Origin of the sequence: Rhodocytophaga rosea, from assembly GCF_010119975.1 — a bacterium.
Classification (GTDB): domain Bacteria; phylum Bacteroidota; class Bacteroidia; order Cytophagales; family 172606-1; genus Rhodocytophaga; species Rhodocytophaga rosea.
This window is the reverse complement of the sequence record NZ_CP048222.1, coordinates 8,608,905-8,622,982: the sequence shown is the minus strand read 5'-3', so window position 1 is coordinate 8,622,982 and position 14,078 is coordinate 8,608,905. Positions and strand designations below refer to the sequence as shown.

The following is a 14,078-nucleotide window of genomic DNA, read 5'->3' as shown; positions in this document are numbered from 1 at the left end:
TAATGATGCTTTGTATGGGACTGGGATTAATGTGCAGCTTGTCAGCCCTTTGCCAGACAACAGTGGTGGGAAAAAGCAACCGCATTTATGTAAAAGTGAGCAAAGAACCTCCTGCCCAGAAAGCAGAACTTTCCTATAGCCGGGTAATATTTAAAGATCCGAATAAAAATCAATCCATTGATCCGGCAGAAGAAACGACGGTCGACTTTACCGTTATGAATGAAGGAAAGGCTAAATCTCAGAATTTGCTCATTAAAGCCTATGCTTCGAATGAAATTAAAGGGCTCGTATTTGCAAACGAAATCACTATTGAAGGCTTGGAACCCGGAAAAAGCAAAGAGATTAGCATACCCGTTACCGGTACCAGGTCTCTGGAAGCAGGAACAGCCAATATTATTGTTGAAATCCGGCAGGAATACGAGTATGATCCCGATCAGATTGAAATTAATGTACTTACAGAGGAGCTAAAAAATTAGCCATTGGTCAATAGTCGTTATTCTGTATGGTTAATTTAACCCATGACTGTTGACCAATGACCAGGATTACGCTGTTTGTTTTTTGGTAGAATGATTTTTGTTGCCTTTGTCTGAATCCAGTTCCAATAGACCCTGTGCAGTTGCCGCAATTTTGTCTACAAAGGTTTTACCACGTTCAGTGCCGAAAGCGGCTGCCAGTGTTACCCCAACACCTACTGCACCAATAAGCGACCACATTACTCTGGTATCGGAAATATAGGGCTTAAGCATTTTATACAACCGGCTTTTCTTCTTTTTATTCTTTTTCTTTTTTGACATGACTATATATGATTGAAAGGTTAAAAACTATGACCTATCCGTTATTACGGATAAACAAGCAGGTAGTTGCTAATAACAGGCAGGGTCTGAAAGTAATCCTGATGTAAATGAAAAGCGAACGATGAATGGGTAGGATAATGACAATAGTATTTTGTTGTCTTGTGATTTCTGTTAATTTGAATAATATTTACTGCCCTTGACCGACCAAGTATTTAACGGAAAGAAATTTATGAAAGCATCTAAACCAAACCGCCGAACATTTATTAAAGAATCTGTCTCTACTGCTGCTGGTATTGCCCTGTTTTCCGGGTTGCCTCAACAGACTATTGCTGCCCATACACCAGAACCACAGGCTGCATTTACTATTTTGAAACCTGCTGAAACTTCCAGAATCCGTTTTTCTGCCATCGGGCTTAATCATGGGCATATCTATGGCCAGGTGGAGGCAGTGATCAGGGGAGGAGGGCAACTGGTTTCTTTTTATGCCAGGGAAGCTGATCTGGTGGCAGCATTTACCAAGCGGTTTCCGCAGGCAAAATTAGCACAAAGCGAAAAGGAGATTCTCGAAGATAAATCTATACAACTGGTAGTAAGTGCCGCTATTCCGGATGAAAGAGCACCGCTGGGCATCCGGGTAATGAATAATGGGAAAGACTATATGGTAGATAAACCTGGTATTACTACCCTCGATCAACTGGCAGAGGTGCGGCAGGTACAAAAAAAGACCGGGCGTATTTATTCCATCATGTACAGCGAACGGCTGGAAAATAAGGCAACGGTGAAAGCCGGAGAACTGGTAAAAGAAGGGGCCATCGGACGGGTGATTCAAACCATTGGCCTGGGGCCACACCGCATCAACCTCAAATCCCGGCCTGAGTGGTTTTTCGACCGCAAGCGTTTTGGCGGTATTATCTGCGATATCGGCTCCCATCAGTTCGATCAGTTTTTATTCTTTACAGGGTCCACCCAGGCAGAAGTGGTAAGCTCACAGGTCGGAAATGTACATTATCCGCAATATCCGGCATTTGAAGATTTTGGTGATGTAATGCTTAGAGGCAATAAAGGGGCAGGTTACATCCGGGTTGACTGGTTTACACCAGATGGCCTGAATACCTGGGGCGATGGCCGCTTAACTATTCTGGGAACAGATGGGTATATGGAGATACGGAAAAACGTAGATATAGCCGGACGGGAAGGAGGCAACCACTTATTTATGGTGGACAAAAAAACGACCCAGTATATTGATTGCAGCCAGGTGAATCTGTCTTATGGCAAACAACTGGTGGATGATATCGTCAACCGCACACAAACAGCTATGTCCCAGGAGCATTGTTTCCTGGCTACCGAGCTGGCACTAAAAGCCCAGAAACAGGCACAGATGATTAATATTTAGCAATCTTGGAGTTGGTCAGCAGTTATGATTAGAAACACTATAACTGCTGACCATTATATTTTGACTAGTTACGTATAGAAATATTCTGCTTGCCCTGTTTAGCTAAACGCAGGGCTTGAATGGTAGTGTAATACTTTGTAATCATATTGGGTACTTCCCAATCAGGGAGTTTTCCGGCTTCCAGGTATTGTAAATATCTTTCGGTTACTTCCCCAAAATGGGCTTCATGTCCTACGCGATACTTATCGGGAATCAGCACCTGCCATTTGGTAGCAGCTAATTTTTTGAGTTCTATACCAGGATATTTGGTTTGAATGGCTGAGAATGCCTGCGTTGCTGCCGTTTCATACGCTGTTGCATCGGTTCCTTTCACAAGTTCAATATACAGTTCCGGAACATATTTTTCTTCTGCACCCTGGCGGATTATAAGGTTGGCTTTGGAGCCTTTCATAATTGAAAAATGCGTATCACCTGCGCCTTCAGGGGCTTTATAATTCCATATCACCGAAACTTTGGCATGTACGCCTTTTATTTTGTAAGTAATCTCCCCGTTGGAATATACATTGAGCACCGTATCCCTTACATCTTTTTGCAAATACTCCGGAAAGGTTGCTTGCTGGGTAATGAGGGTGAACTGTCTTTGGGTCATAGGGGTGGTCCATCGGCGGGCTTGCAGCAGTTCGATGTCCTTCGTATCAATTACCTGTTCCGGAAAACATTCCCACTGAACCAGATCTACCAGGTGAGTCGTTACATCTACCAGACCTTCCCCTTGCTGGGCTACATCCATAAACCAGGCCGGACGTTTGAGTGGATTGCCGGATACATATTTAAAGAAATGGTGCACACTTTCTTTCGTCACAGCTGGGTCTTGTGGGGTGCCTTTCTGGAGTTCGCCGAAAATCTCCTGAATTTGCGAGAGTTCTTTTTGCAGGGTATTGGTGATTTCCGAACGCTCCGTCATAATATCATAGAGCAGAACATTGTTTTTCTGAGCCGACTCAAAGGATTGTTTCAAGGTTTCAAAGCCAGCTGAATCTATACACATCGGTTTATCAGCCAGTACATTCAGCCCGGCATCTACCGCCTTCTTAATATATTCTGCTTTCTTGAGGTTATTTCCGGAGATCACCACCACATTGCCCGGTTTCTGGGCAATCATTTTCTCCAGATAATCTGAGCCGGTATACACTTCTTCCTTCCATTTGGTAGGATTTTCCTGCCGGGAGTTATAGCCATCAATGCGTTTTAAATGATCCTGTACATCTGAACCTTCCGGCGCAAACACATACACCGTAGAATCTACATTGCTATACATGGTTTTCTGCACTAGTGCCGCATGAAAATGTCCTGGATCAAGGGTAATTATCCTTACAGCTTGATTGGTGCTAGTGGTATCAGAAGTTGTAGTTGCTTTTTTCTCTTCCGTTGAGCAACCGGCTAGTGTCATGCTCATTGCAAAGGCAAAGGTCAGGTGTTTGGTTTGGTTCATTATGCTATAATTGATGAATAAATTAAATAATCATATGCAATATAGATTCAATTTTCAATCTCTGCTTCTGTTGAATCTATATTTATCATTTCTGCCTCTGATGAGTCAAATGGATGCAAAACAGGAGGAATTATATGACTGTGATCAAAGCTCAGTTCCAGATGTAAAGGAAATTCTTTCTTTGAACTTAATTTCTCTTGTTCAGTCAGGTTACATATCTTCTTATTAAATACGCGGCTACTGAATTGTTCTGTCACAAGAAAATATCCTTCAATAATTGCCTTTATGGTTTGTTGCAAGTTGTCTGAATGCACTTCTGCATCCCATTGTAATCTGATAAAAGTGTCTTTTGGGTTATCTGGTAGTCTTGGATCAACTCCATTATTAAAATAATGCTTTTGTAGTATTTCTTTAATAAATTGATCATCATTAGTAGGTTCTTCTTCCACCAAGCGATTACCCCTTACATTGAGTAAAATTTTTATAGAAGGAGTATGGGAACTACTTAGCTCTGTTCTATGGCATTCCCTGGAAATATGAACTCTCAGATTTATGCTATCATTATTAAGTTTAAAAGGTATTCCAAAATACAACAGGCGGCTACATTCCTTGATATTATTTTCGTTTTCTATTTTTTCAAGAATTATCAATACAGAATCATAAGAAGTGCTTACCTGAATAGGAATGAGTGGTAGAGAATCTGAGGCAGAAACTAAATCAATCTGGTTAGCACAATACTGATTTTTTGCTTCTTGGGATTGTTTCTGCGAACACGAAAAAAATAAGTACATAAACAAGAGTAGGAACACGTTTCTTGTCATATTACTTAAAGTTATTGCCCTTTAACCGCAGCAGCTTTAGCATAATCCAGTTCGTAATTATTGCCAATGGCATAAGTGATCCCACCCAGAATGTGTTTCATAAAGGTTTCATCCGCATAATCTTTATCGCTATGACCACCAGCTGTATAGAAAGAACGGCCGCCTTCAAACTCATGATACCAGGCAAAGGGATAATTGGCCGTATGCCGCTCACTTTTAAAGGTAGTGGTATCGAGGGTAGCCAGCACCTTAATATCAGGGTTAATGTCCCGGTAAAAATACCATTCGTCGTAGCGGTTCCACCGTTTGGGCAAATGTTTAGTAGCCGGATGAGAAGCATCAATTACATCAATCGTTCCCGTTTGAATAGGGGGATGCCATACAAATGTAGCCCCGATCAGCCTGTTAAACCAGGGCCAGTTCCGTTCGGTACCGGTGGCGCTATGTATGCCCATAAATCCACCGCCAGCCCAGATATACCTTTGTAAAGCTGCTTCCTGTTCGGCATTAAACACGTCCTGGTTGGAACTTAAAAATACAAGGGCACTGTATTGTTTTAGTTTTTCATCTGTAAAATATCCTGCATCTTCAGTGGTATCTGCTACCATTCCGTTTGCTTCACAAAGTTTTTGTACGGCGACTTTTCCTGGTTCAATGGAAGCATGGCGGTAAGCACCCGCGGCCGTTTTGGAAAAGATTAACACCCGTTTTTCTGGACGTACTTTTGCCTGGGTAGTAGCAGTTTTATTCCGGGTGCAGGATAAGCTCACACATACAAATAAAAGAATTGGAATATAGAGACGCAGTTTTAATGGCATACTTTTGTCAAAAGTTATAGGGTAAACTAGGGATGAAAAACAGATAATTGCGGTTGCTTACACTTTGATCTGGTAAGGAGCCCGCATGGGCCGGGAAAGCATTTTATTCGCTTCTTCATCATCTTTAAACTGTTCTTTTTCAGGGTCCCAGTATACTTTCCGTTTAAGCTTCATGGCTACATGGTGAATCAGGCAAGCTGAACAGGATCGGTGTGCTACTTCTACCGGAGCAATATTAGGTTTGCGGCTTTTAATGCTATCCAGCCAGTTGCCATGCTGATCGGGACTTTCGTACAGGTGGATTTCGTTCGGTCCGATCTCGGAGGTAAGCATAGCAGGATTGCTGGCAGTGAAGTAGGTATTCTCTTTGGATTTGGAGACCGGATCGCTGGCGGTAACGCCTTCATTGCTGCGGGCAACAAAAATCCATCCTTCCGAACCTTCGAATTTTAATCCATTGGGCAGTTCATTGCTTACAACCATTTTCACCCCATTGGCATACAATGCTTCCGTCTGGAATTTCCCATGTACATTCCATAATCCACTGGTAGGAAATTCTGCCCATCCGGAAACTTCTAAAGGACCAGTTAGTTCGGTATCCATCGCCCAGTGTGCAATGTCGATATGGTGAGCGCCCCAGCCGGTGATCATGCCAGCCCCAAACTGCTCACAGCGCAGCCATCCCGGACGATCAAAATCCGCCTGCGGATGTACTCTCTTTTCGGTATAGTATACTTCCGGCGTTGAACCCAGCCACATATTATAATTGAGGTTCTGGGGTACCGGCATCTCCGGTTCTTCTTCGCCGGAAGGATCTCCTGGCAAGCCCACATATATCGTTTTTAACTGCCCGATTCGTCCGTTGCGTACCAGTTCGCATGCCTTTTTAAACTGCGGCCAGGGACTGACAGACCGCTGCTGGCTGCCTATCTGAAAAATACGATTGTGTTTACGTACGGTATCACTTAAAGCCCGTCCTTCGGCAATGGTAAGCGAAGTAGGTTTTTGCAGGTAAATATCTTTTCCGGCGATGGCGGCATCAATGGCAGGGAGGGCATGCCAGTGATCAGGGGTACTGATTACAACTGCATCAATGTCTTTATTGTTAAGTAATTCCCGGTAATCTTCGTAGGTTTTTACGCCTTTAAATTTTTTGGCTTTTTTCTCACTGTAATATTTTTCAACCAGCTCTTTCGCACTTTGCACCCGTTTGCTATCCAGGTCACACACGGCTACAATTCTGGCATGGTCATACTTCCATATCCCTGGCATATCATGACCTCTGGAGATACGGCCTGTACCGATACAGCCTACGTGTATCCGGTTGCTGGGTGCATTGGCTCCAAACACAGAAGAAGGTACAATAGAGGGGGCAAAAAAAACAGAACTGGCAGCTATGGCTGTTTTCTTTAAAAAATCACGCCTGCCTGTAGATGGGTTGTCTTGGTTTTCCATATTTGAAAAATAGATGGTTTAGGTTAGTTTCTGTTTATTACACTCATCTTCAGCCATGCGCAGCTTTTCCTCTTAAGTCTTCAGGCTGGCCAGTGAGATTATTTCCTTGTTTTGTGCTATAAGTTAAAGGTAAAATTTAAAATAAACTAATGTGATTCATTTGCAGTTGTTGTTCAGATACGCTGGAATAGTCTGGGTGATCGAACTAAAAAGCGTTCTATCCTGCAAAAAAAATTGAGTTATGAGGCGAAGTTGGTAATAACTTTTTTATCCTTTCATCCACATTTCTATCCTCCTATAAAACAGTATGAAGGAGGCCGTTGGTTTTGTGTACCAGTGCCTATCTTTGCAAGATATTCTCAAGGGGAGTATATTAAACTGCCATATTTATAAAATACTGAGAATCTTTTTGACCCCTTGCAACCATTTTTTACGGTATGGGGTCATATCTACAAAAGCAACATGAAACACATTTAACAAGCCTCCTGCATGCAGTTTTCCGAAGAGGAATTGATTAATGGTTGTATCAAGGGTGAACGGTTGAAGCAAAAAATGCTTTATGACCGTTTTGCTAAAAAGATGCTGGCTATCTGTTTGCGTTATTCCAAAGCGCAGCAGGAAGCTGAAGATATTTTGCAGGAGTCTTTTATTAAAGTGTTCGATCATATCAAAACATTCCGCAGAGAGTGCCCTCTGGAACAGTGGATCAAACGTATTGTGATTAATACAGCCCTGAAACAAAACCGGAGCAAGCTATATATGTACCCGGCCTTAGACATTGAAGATTTGGATTATACGGTTGACGAAAACCTGAGTTTGTCGGATTTTCACCTGAACGAACTGCTGAAAATGATTCAGCAACTGGCACCCCGTTACCAGATCGTATTTAACTTATATGCCATTGAAGGTTACCAGCACAAAGAAATTGCAGAAATGCTGGGGATTACGGAAGGAACTTCCAAGTCGCAATTTGCAAGAGCGAGAGTATTACTGCAACAAATGATACTAGAAAGAAAAAAAGTAAACTATGAAAGATTCCAATAAACATAGTTTTGAAGAGGAATTCAAAAAGGTGTTTGAAGAGGCTGAGGCTACCCCTTCGCCTGTATTGTGGGCTGAGATTGATGCACACCTGGCCAATCAGGAGGCGGCCAGGTATAAGCGCAGACTGTTGTATTATAAAATAAGTGCCGCTGCAGCTGTTGTTTTATTAGTTAGTTTTATTGGGTTATGGTCGCTGAACAATGATCTGTCAGGAAGAAATGGCAACTTAGCGATTAGTCAGCAAGCCAATACTGGAAATGCATCTGCCCATTCTGAGAATGGTAACGAAACCAGAAATACTGCTACAAATGAAGCTTTGTTACAGGAAAATGCTGTAAGAGCAAGCAATGGTTTTGAAGAGGGAACTGCAAAAGAGAATGGACTGAGTGAAGACACTAATCAGAAAAAACAACCTTCGGTTTCCGGAAATCCACAGGAATCACTGGCGCTTGAGTCACCAAATGCAAATGTTGCTCCTAGTGTATCATCTGCTAATTCTCCTTCTACACTCCTTGAAACTACTTCGAAACAGCCAGGTAATAAGGCTGTTTCACCGGCAATCTTATCAGGTCAGCCTACACTTGCAGATAATACGCAAGCGCCTGCTTCTAAAAAACTGTCTGGTAAGCAAAACCAAGATATTGTAAATCAAAATAAAGGCATTTCATCTGGCAGAAAATCCGCAAACCAGGGATTCGATGCAACTGATCTTACTTCTTCCGCTAAAAATAAAACTTCATCGGAAAAACAAACTTCAGGTTCTGATGCTGAACTTGCCTCTAAACTGTCGGCAAACCAGCTGGCTAAAGATGAAATAACATCAACTTCAAAATCAGGTATTGTGAATGGTGAACAGGTACATGACAAGTATATGCGGAATTTAGACAAGGAGGAGTTTTCCATTAATCCTTTGATCCATACTCATAATATTGTTGTTGCCAATACCATACATACCCTGGAAGCGCCTGAGGTGCAAACTACAACAGCGCCTTATCCTTTCTGGCTGGAGGAAGAAGAAAAGGAACAAAAACAGAAAAAAACCGGCGGCTCCAAGTGGTCTGTTGCACTGGCGTTTACACCCAGCCAGTTTGATCCGAATATGAAAGTAGGTTCTGCACCGGTAGCCTCTGCCAATGCCAAACAAGCATTCAGCGCCTATAATTCCGCAACTAATCTTTCTCCCGGACAGACGGCTAATTCAGGTTCTGCGGTAGGAAGGGATTTGCAAAATGCTGAAAACTTTGGTTTGTCATACAATCTGGGGATGAACGTACAGTATGCCTTATCTGAGAAATTTTCCCTGCAAAGCGGCCTGCAATACATGCATAACAATTCCCAGATCGTGACGGATAATTACCTGGAAAATTTCTCTAACCAGGAGCGTTATCCGGTATTTTTAAATGTATTAGGCACAAATAATGCCGCAGCTTTTCTTGCCGACAATGCAGTAATTCTCAATCAAAATGCGCTGCCTGGTACACCCAATGCGGATGTAGAATCATTAAGAAGCTTGCAGAATACTTATCCTGGCGTAACCCAGGTGTCGGTTCAGAATCTGTATCAGTATATTAGTGTTCCGGTGCGTTTGCAGTATAAACTGATTGATAAAAAACTAAGTACCAGTGTTGGCGCCGGAGTAGCAGCAGATGTTTTCCTGAAAAACACAATAGGTAACACAGATGCTAAAGTTCCTGAAGTGGAGTTCAACCGGCAGAATAATAATATTTACAAATCTATTGGCATTAGCGGCTTGTTAAGCGCCAGAGTTAATTACGAGTTTGGCGGCCGCTATAGTGTATATGTAGAACCCAGCTATCGGACGGCATTATCTTCTTTTACCAAATCCGATGAAATCAGAAGCCTGCCTAATTCTTTTGGCGTAGGTACCGGTTTTCAGTATCGTTTTTAAGAAGATATGCCTAAAATTGAATGAAGAGAAGGGCAAATGGAATGTAAATGCCCTGAGTTTGATTATTTTGTACCTGAAGCAGAACTAAAAAGGGAAATGAGCCATCATTTCCTTTTTTCTTTGTAACCTAGGACAGGCAAGTTATACCGAATGTATGCGATGTAAAGAACTAACTACAACTATCTTTTCATTTCCAGTTCATTGTTTTCCATTTGCATAATATGCCGCTGTGCGTGTTTGGCCAGAAAATAGATATAAGCATATACATCAATCTTTCCCAGGTTATTTACACTCATAGTCGTTTTGTGAAGGATGCCTTCCCCATTGGGCATACTTTCTAAATGAGCGATGCATCTGTGTTTTTGCACTTGCAGCGTACTGCGAACCTCATTCAATGAAGTTTTTCCGGTTGGCTCCATATGCTGCGGACGAATCCATAAAAAAGACTGATGCTTGCCTATTTCCTCTAACTTGTCCCGGTCGAAGGTATAGTGCCCAAGTTCATTCGCTAGATCCAGAGCAGATGTGTTTTTAAGTGCTTTGGCGGCTCCTTTATCAATCAGTTTCAGTAAGTAATGACTGGTGAGGGAGATGTGTTCTAAAATCTCGTTAATGGTCCAACCTTGATCAGCCGGGCGATAATTTCGTACAGATTCTGGTTTGTCAAACCAGCGGTCGACTTCAGTAAATACAGTATTAAGGGTATCCTTTATTTCAATCAGTAAATCCTGGATTTTCATTGAGGCAGGTTATTGACTATTTCCTTTTGAACAGGAAAAAGTTGAGTATATTAATTGTTATAAGTCACTGGTGTTTTCTGATATTCCCACTCCCAGACATTTCCATCGTCTTCATCCCAGACATTTCCATCGTCTTCATCCCATATAGTTCCCAGGCACACAAATCCGTTCTTTTTCAGAATACTTGCAGATTCGTTATTTTCAGGCAAGGTACGGGCAGTAATACGGATCATCGGATCAGTTTGGAGTGCTAGTAATACCAGTTCACGGCAGATCTGGGTTCCGATACCTTTACCCCGGAAAGCAGGAAAAGTTCCATACGCAATCTCAACCGTATTATTCACAGGTTTTCCTTTATATCCGGCTGCCCCTACAAGTTTGCCCTCTTGTTGCGCATAATAACCTATCCAGGGAGGATTAAAGCCTATTCTGTTGTAAAAATCAACTGACATAGAAAGGCTTTCACAGCAATCCGGGTGTGCCAGAAAATCCTGGTTGTCTTCTAATGTTTTTCCGATTGGAAGTAGTTTCATAAATAATGCAGGTATAGCGCAATGTTGTATAGTTTGTTTGTTCTGGTTGGTTCAATCAGAAATGAGAGAAGCTATTTCTCTACTTTATCTTTCTTCCAAAACAGTAGCTTTCATTTTAGCTGGCTGGTTCAATATCAATATTGTATTTGTCTAACAGGTGTATCACTTCTGGTAAAGAAAATTTCGCTTTCTTGATGCGGTTCAGTTCCGGGTCAATAGAATAATTGTAGGCAGTCCGGAAGTCGGCTTTTTCAAGAATGGTGCCTGAGAAAGTAGCGTTTGCCAGGTCGCAGCGATCAAAACTTGAACCGGTTAAATCACAGGCTGTAAAGTCAGTTTCCTGTAAATATGAATTTTTGAAAATAGTCTTTCTTAGTTGCTTATGGTAGAAAGATGAATGATTAAGAATACAATTTTCAGCACTAAAAGAAAGCCCGAATGCATTACATTGATCGAACCGGAGTCCCAGCATTTTGCAATCTCTGAATTGAATGCCTCTGAAAGCAGTTTTTACCAAAGTAACCAGACTTAAATTACACCCCGTAAACTGGCAGTCAATAAATTTGATATCTGAAAAACTGGTGTTTGAGAAATTACAGTTCATAAACCTGCAATTTTCGTATTCGCCTTTCTGCAAAGGATTTTCTGTATAATCTACCCGGTCAAATGTTTGATTGAAAAATGTTTGTTCCATGTTTGATAGGGATATATGCTTGCTAACAGATAGATTTTGCTCAACGAAATATACACAATTAACCGTGCACTATCCTTTTAGATTTATTGAATGTATAGGACGCTGGTTATTGTATGCTTGATTCATCATGTAAGAAGGCTTGTATAGACTTCAGATAAAGTATGGGTTGTTCAATAGAAATAGAATGGCCTGCATCCGGTATGACCACCAGACGATGGTTGCTAAACACCGATAAATATTCACTTGTATAGCCCACGGTTGATTGTCGCATTCTCCTTTCATGATTAAAACAGGCATATTTAGCTTTTTAAGCCCGGGTCTTGGATCGGGCACAGTCAACAGATCATAAAAGGTCATAATTCCTGCAAAGAAACCGCTTCCGGCATCCATATCTAAAATTTTTGCCGTATCACATACGACTGATCTATTCACTTCGTAGTTGAGGTAGGTGGCAAATGCATCCGCTTCCTGGTCTGATGCTAGTTTTATTCCAAACCTGGTTGCTGCAAATGCCATAGTTCTGGTACGAATATTATTCGCTTTTTTATTTCCTTGTGCGTTGGTAAAATAGGGTTTGATAAAATGCAGGCTGTCAGGCGCCGGAAGGTTTGCCAGTTTCCTGTTCACAGGATAAATGGGTCCGGGAGAGGTGAGTATCAGCTTATTTATTTTATGAGGATATTTCTCCGCAAACAAAGTAGCCAGAATAGCGCCCCACGACTGTCCGATCAATATAACTTTACCTTTCCCCAGTTTTTCTATGATGGCAGCTAAATCACGTATGTGGCGATTTACCGTGTAATGTGTAATCGTATCCAATCGCTTCGACAGCCCACTGCCAATCTGATCATACAAATATAGGTCATAGCCTTCATTGGCCAATGCGCTTATATCCTTAATAAAGCTCTGCCGGATGTAACCCCCAGGCCCCCCATGTAAATAGATAACCGGATAAGGCTTCTTTTTTCCCTGGCCGGAGATTAATGTATAGGCTATGGTTGACCCGGTGGGCAGGTTCCAGAATTGTGTAGTAGGCCGGGGGAATAAGGGAGGAACATTATAGCTTCGGGGTAGAAACACCTGTAGTAACACAATAATTATCCCAATAAATACGGTGTACTTGAGAATTCGAAAGATGTTTCTTTTCATTATTTACCCATGAGAATGCAAGTATTTCACCATTTCACATAACGTTTCAGATATTCTTCGTACATCCGGCTTTCGCTTGAGCAGCTGGAAAGTCCGCTTGAATAGTGTTACCAGCTGTTTCTTATTTTAACTTTTTCAGAGAATTTATTAAGGTTGGCAAATACTCTTCGAAGCACTTGTACGTACGTCGGTTGTGCTCATAATAGGTGAGTTGTTCAATAAAATGGGTCAAATAGATCCAATCTTTATACGCTTCCTGCAAGCGTTTGCTTTCTTTGGCTTGTCCCAGCTCTAAGGCAATTCGTACCTCTGCAGCCCTGACCACATGTTCGTTGAAAATCGTTTCCCAATCTGAATATTGTCCCTGGTTAGGAACCGGCTTAAACAGATGTTTGTAGCCGTTGATTTGCGCTGCGAAAGGAGACCGCATGGTAAGCTGATTTACGAAAGAATGACCAAATTCATGAACCGATAAGTTTCTGATCTCATGGGAATTATTAAAGCCCGCTTCCAGTACCTGTTTGTCTTTGCCCAAAACTTGCTCCTGCAAAGGAGCGACAATATTAAAGGCATCTTTTTTTCCTTTATCGTCTAATTCCCAGGCCATCCCCCATCCGGATTTGAAAGAAGGCATAACTACAATATAATAGCTGTTTTTTTTCATGCCATAATAAGCCTCCATGGTAGGAATAAAACGGCTTGAGGGAAGGTTTTGCTTTACTTCGTTGACGGCTAACTGGTAGAGGGGTTGGTTGCTTAAGAAATACTGCTCAAAGTGAGTATCGTGATAAAATTGCACCACTTGCTTAAAGTAAGCATTCACTAAGTAATTGGCTGAATCTTTATTGGGGTGGATTGCCTGAAGAATAAGTTCAGATATTGGTTGTTTTTGCTTTAGCTGGGGAAATTCCTCATAATAGAGGCCTAACAAATACACGCCGGTGCCGATTTTATCAGCTAGTTGCTGGGTAGCTGTTACGGCTGGATGTTCCTTAAAGGACTGGAAATGCTCATAATTTAACCGCATCAGGCGGGTAGTTTTATACAGATAGGAGTCGGCCAAAGAATCCTTGAGAAAAGTGGCAGAGATTTGATTGTTAAGCGTACTGAGCAGTTCAATGTTTTTTCTTACTTCTACAATAATTTTTTTCTCTTGCGCTGTGACGGACTCACTCAAACAAAGCAGCAGCCAGCTTGTAATAATCAATCTAATCATCATTTTTTATACTAATAAAT

The 14,078-nt window shown here is 41.7% G+C and carries 14 protein-coding genes; 4 read left to right on the top strand and 10 right to left on the bottom strand.

Translation table 11 applies throughout. From position 1 onward, the window contains the following. Positions 1-14: 14 nt before the first annotated feature. Entirely contained in the window at positions 15-476 is a 462-nt protein-coding gene (locus GXP67_RS35425; RefSeq protein WP_162447509.1) for a CARDB domain-containing protein, read from the top strand. Positions 477-542: 66 nt separating this feature from the next. Here the strand turns inward: GXP67_RS35425 and GXP67_RS35420 are convergent, their stop codons facing one another. Then, positions 543-794: a hypothetical protein gene (locus GXP67_RS35420; protein WP_162447508.1), complete on the bottom strand. Its 252-nt coding sequence runs from the start codon at positions 792-794 to the stop codon at positions 543-545. 229 nt (positions 795-1,023) lie between these two features. Between GXP67_RS35420 and GXP67_RS35415 the strand changes: the two genes are divergently transcribed. Continuing rightward, complete coding sequence (locus GXP67_RS35415; protein ID WP_162447507.1) at positions 1,024-2,187, top strand: Gfo/Idh/MocA family protein; 1,164 nt, start codon at positions 1,024-1,026, stop codon at positions 2,185-2,187. 64 nt (positions 2,188-2,251) lie between these two features. Here the strand turns inward: GXP67_RS35415 and GXP67_RS35410 are convergent, their stop codons facing one another. Genes GXP67_RS35410 through GXP67_RS35395 form a run of 4 tightly spaced genes read right to left on the bottom strand, consistent with a single transcriptional unit; the run spans position 2,252 to position 6,773 of the window. Further along, positions 2,252-3,679, bottom strand: a complete 1,428-nt coding sequence (locus GXP67_RS35410) for a putative oxidoreductase C-terminal domain-containing protein (RefSeq protein ID WP_162447506.1) — start codon at positions 3,677-3,679, stop codon at positions 2,252-2,254. 47 nt (positions 3,680-3,726) lie between these two features. Further along, positions 3,727-4,500 carry a hypothetical protein gene (locus GXP67_RS35405; protein WP_162447505.1) on the bottom strand — a complete coding sequence of 258 codons (774 nt, stop codon included), beginning with the start codon at positions 4,498-4,500 and terminating at the stop codon, positions 3,727-3,729. 11 nt (positions 4,501-4,511) lie between these two features. Beyond that, entirely contained in the window at positions 4,512-5,318 is an 807-nt protein-coding gene (locus tag GXP67_RS35400; RefSeq protein ID WP_162447504.1) for a ThuA domain-containing protein, read from the bottom strand. 57 nt (positions 5,319-5,375) lie between these two features. Beyond that, positions 5,376-6,773, bottom strand: a complete 1,398-nt coding sequence (locus GXP67_RS35395) for a Gfo/Idh/MocA family protein (protein ID WP_162447503.1) — start codon at positions 6,771-6,773, stop codon at positions 5,376-5,378. A 489-nt stretch (positions 6,774-7,262) separates the two neighbouring features. On the opposite strand from GXP67_RS35395, the gene GXP67_RS35390 reads away from it, so the two are divergent. Both GXP67_RS35390 and GXP67_RS35385 read left to right on the top strand, forming a co-directional pair. Next, positions 7,263-7,817: an RNA polymerase sigma factor gene (locus tag GXP67_RS35390; RefSeq protein WP_162447502.1), complete on the top strand. Its 555-nt coding sequence runs from the start codon at positions 7,263-7,265 to the stop codon at positions 7,815-7,817. Beyond that, positions 7,801-9,726, top strand: a complete 1,926-nt coding sequence (locus tag GXP67_RS35385; protein ID WP_162447501.1) for a hypothetical protein — start codon at positions 7,801-7,803, stop codon at positions 9,724-9,726. Before GXP67_RS35390 ends, GXP67_RS35385 begins: the two co-directional genes overlap by 17 nt. 179 nt (positions 9,727-9,905) lie before the next feature. On the opposite strand, the gene GXP67_RS35380 is transcribed toward GXP67_RS35385, so the two are convergent. The 5 genes from GXP67_RS35380 to GXP67_RS35360 all read right to left on the bottom strand — a co-directional run bounded on the left by GXP67_RS35380 (position 9,906) and on the right by GXP67_RS35360 (position 14,061). Further along, positions 9,906-10,466, bottom strand: coding sequence for a DinB family protein (locus tag GXP67_RS35380; protein ID WP_162447500.1), 561 nt, complete (start codon positions 10,464-10,466; stop codon positions 9,906-9,908). A 50-nt stretch (positions 10,467-10,516) separates the two neighbouring features. Continuing rightward, complete coding sequence (locus GXP67_RS35375) at positions 10,517-10,999, bottom strand: GNAT family N-acetyltransferase (protein WP_162447499.1); 483 nt, start codon at positions 10,997-10,999, stop codon at positions 10,517-10,519. Between the two features lie 115 nt (positions 11,000-11,114). Then, the gene (locus tag GXP67_RS35370) at positions 11,115-11,693 is read right to left on the bottom strand and encodes a pentapeptide repeat-containing protein (protein ID WP_162447498.1); all 579 of its coding nucleotides are present in this window, start codon (positions 11,691-11,693) and stop codon (positions 11,115-11,117) included. Between the two features lie 150 nt (positions 11,694-11,843). After that, the gene (locus GXP67_RS35365; protein WP_162447497.1) at positions 11,844-12,842 is read right to left on the bottom strand and encodes an alpha/beta hydrolase; all 999 of its coding nucleotides are present in this window, start codon (positions 12,840-12,842) and stop codon (positions 11,844-11,846) included. 121 nt (positions 12,843-12,963) lie between these two features. After that, on the bottom strand, positions 12,964-14,061 hold the full coding sequence (locus tag GXP67_RS35360) for a DUF4932 domain-containing protein (protein WP_162447496.1): 1,098 nt from the start codon (positions 14,059-14,061) through the stop codon (positions 12,964-12,966). Between the last annotated feature and the right edge of the window lie 17 nt (positions 14,062-14,078).